Genomic DNA, 2,414 nt, shown 5'->3' on the forward strand with positions numbered 1-2,414 from the left:
GGGGCGTGTGGGTGGGGGCCGGATCCGCGAGCGGGCGAAACGCCACAGTGCTCTTGCCAGCCCACTCATACCTTTCGCCCGCTCGCCTGGATGACCCCGGGCTGCGACCTCCGCGCTCCCTGCGATCGCCTCCACCCCGCGAGCGGGCGAAACACCGCGGTGCCGTCGGCGGCGGGCGCGGTGTTTCACCCGCTCGCGGGGGCAACCGTCCCTCCACAGCGGCGAGAGCGGGCAAAGCCGTCCACAGAGGAGGCCCGACTCCCGTCCTCGGGGTCGGCTCGCCGTCACGCTGTGGAGATGACCACAAGGCGCCGACTCCCGATCGCACTCCGCGACGCTTCGTTCCGGGTACGGGATGCGCTGCACAGAGGCGTTTCGCGTGGCCGACTCGACGCTCGAGATCTCGTCCGCCCGTTCCACGGCATCCGATCAGCGTTCCCACCGGAGTCCGTGGATGAACGCGCAAGGGCACTCACTCCTCGACTCCGCCCCGATCAGGTCTTCAGTCACGTCACTGCGGCAGCGATCATCGGCGTCCCGCTCCCCCGTCGTCTCGAACGCGATCAGCGGTTGCACGTCACGACGATCGGGACCGACCAAGCGCTCCGGGTCCGCGGCACGGTCGGCCACCGAGCCCGGTACGGATCAGTCCGCGCGACGATCGCACGAGGAGTGCCACTGACCACTCCGGCCGACACGTTCGTCGCACTGGGCTCGATACTGACGCTCGACGAACTCATCGTCGCGGGCGATGCGCTCGTGGGCTGGCTCGGCTGGGCGACGCTCGACGAACTCGCCCAGGCCGTCCGACGACGACGGGGCATTCGCGGGATCGTGAAGCTCCGCCTCGCGCTCGACGAGATCCGGAGGGGATCCCGGTCTCCCGGAGAGACCCGGACACGGCTGGCACTCGTCCGCCGCGGACTCCCGGAACCCGCACTCAACCACGATGTCGTCGTCGACGGGCAGTGGGTCGCATGTGTGGACCTCGCCTACCCCGAGGCCAGGGTCGCGATCGAGTACGAGAGCGATCTGCACCGAACCGATCCAGCCACCTTCCGGAAGGACCTGACGCGCGGGGAGCACCTCAAGGACGTCGACTGGTGGCTCGTCAGAGCAACAGCAGACGACGTCGCGCACGGCGTCGACCGTTTCGTGGACCGCATCCGACGGCTGCTCGAGGCCGGCGCCAGAGGAGCCCACGACACGCGGTTTGCGACACTTGGGTGAACAATGGTTGACGCTTCAACCAAAACGGTGCACACTGGCGTAGTATCAACTCGATGCAGGCGCATGGAACGCGTCGCACCGCAGACTCTCGTTCGGAAGAAGGACCACCATGACGCTCACCGCTGACACCGTTCCCGGCTACAAGACCGGCACCTGGAAGATCGACCCGACCCACTCCGAGGTCACGTTCTCGGTCCGCCACCTCGCCATCAGCAAGGTCAAGGGCAAGTTCGAGACGTTCGACGCCACCGTCGTCACCGCCGAGAACCCGCTCGAGTCGACCGTCGAGGCTAACATCGACGTCGCGTCGATCAACACCGGCCAGGAGCAGCGCGACCAGCACCTCAAGACGAGCGACTTCTTCCTCACCGAGGAGCACCCGCAGCTGACCTTCCGCTCGACGAGCATCGAGGCGAAGGGCGACGACCTGCACATCGCGGGCGACCTGACCCTGCGCGGCGTCACCAAGCCGGTCGTCCTCAAGGCCGAGCTGGGCGGCTTCACCACGGACGGCTACGGCCAGGTCAAGTTCGGTGCCGAGGCGACCACGAAGATCGACCGCACCGAGTTCGGTGTGAACTGGAACGCGGCGCTCGAGGCCGGCGGCTTCACGCTCGGCAACGACGTCACGATCAACCTCGACGTCCAGTTCGTCCTCCAGGCGGCCTGAGCCACCTCTGACTCAACGCCCGACTGAGGGCACCGAGCGGCACTCCCCGAACCCGAGAAGAACGCCCCGACTCCGCACGGAGTCGGGGCGTTCTTCGTTGCCCGCACTGCTCCCCCGACCACGAGCGGGCGAAACACCCCGGCCCTTCGTGCTGTCTCATCAGGCATTCCGCCCGCTCGACGATGCCGGGCGCCGAGGCCGACGCTGATCCCCGCAATCACGCCCACGCCGGCACCCGTGCCCGTGCCCGTGCCCACGCCCATGAGCGGGCGAAAGACCGTGAAGATCCCGTGGCACGCCGGACATTTCGCCCGCTCGCGTAAGGACCCGAGCGCGGGGCGCGAGCGACCCCGGCGGAGATCGGGAGCGCGGCCGAGCGGGCGGAATGCCCGGGACACGGCGGGGACGAAGTGCGGCATTTCGCCCGCTCGCGGAACGGGGCGCGAGCACGCGCGGGACAGTGAGCCAGCGGGCACGAGCGCCCGAGCGCACGAGCGCTCGTGCCCGCTGGCTC

Annotated in this window: 2 protein-coding genes; both read left to right on the forward strand. The window is 68.8% G+C overall.

Annotated features, from left to right (window positions below; genetic code table 11):
• Positions 1–159 precede the first annotated feature (159 nt).
• On the forward strand, positions 160–1,230 hold the full coding sequence (locus DEJ01_RS17980; protein WP_146247662.1) for a hypothetical protein: 1,071 nt from the start codon (positions 160–162) through the stop codon (positions 1,228–1,230).
• A gap of 109 nt (positions 1,231–1,339) precedes the next feature.
• The gene (locus DEJ01_RS17860; protein ID WP_027464630.1) at positions 1,340–1,900 is read left to right on the forward strand and encodes a YceI family protein; all 561 of its coding nucleotides are present in this window, start codon (positions 1,340–1,342) and stop codon (positions 1,898–1,900) included.
• The last annotated feature ends 514 nt before the right edge of the window (positions 1,901–2,414 follow it).

This window comes from Curtobacterium sp. MCLR17_040, assembly GCF_003234735.1.
Taxonomy (GTDB): Bacteria; Actinomycetota; Actinomycetes; order Actinomycetales; family Microbacteriaceae; genus Curtobacterium; species Curtobacterium flaccumfaciens.

Coding starts and splice junctions, on each gene's coding strand:
- DEJ01_RS17860 (WP_027464630.1), top strand. CDS start 1,340: ATGACGCTCACCGCTGACACCGTTCCCGGCTACAAGACCGGCACCTGG.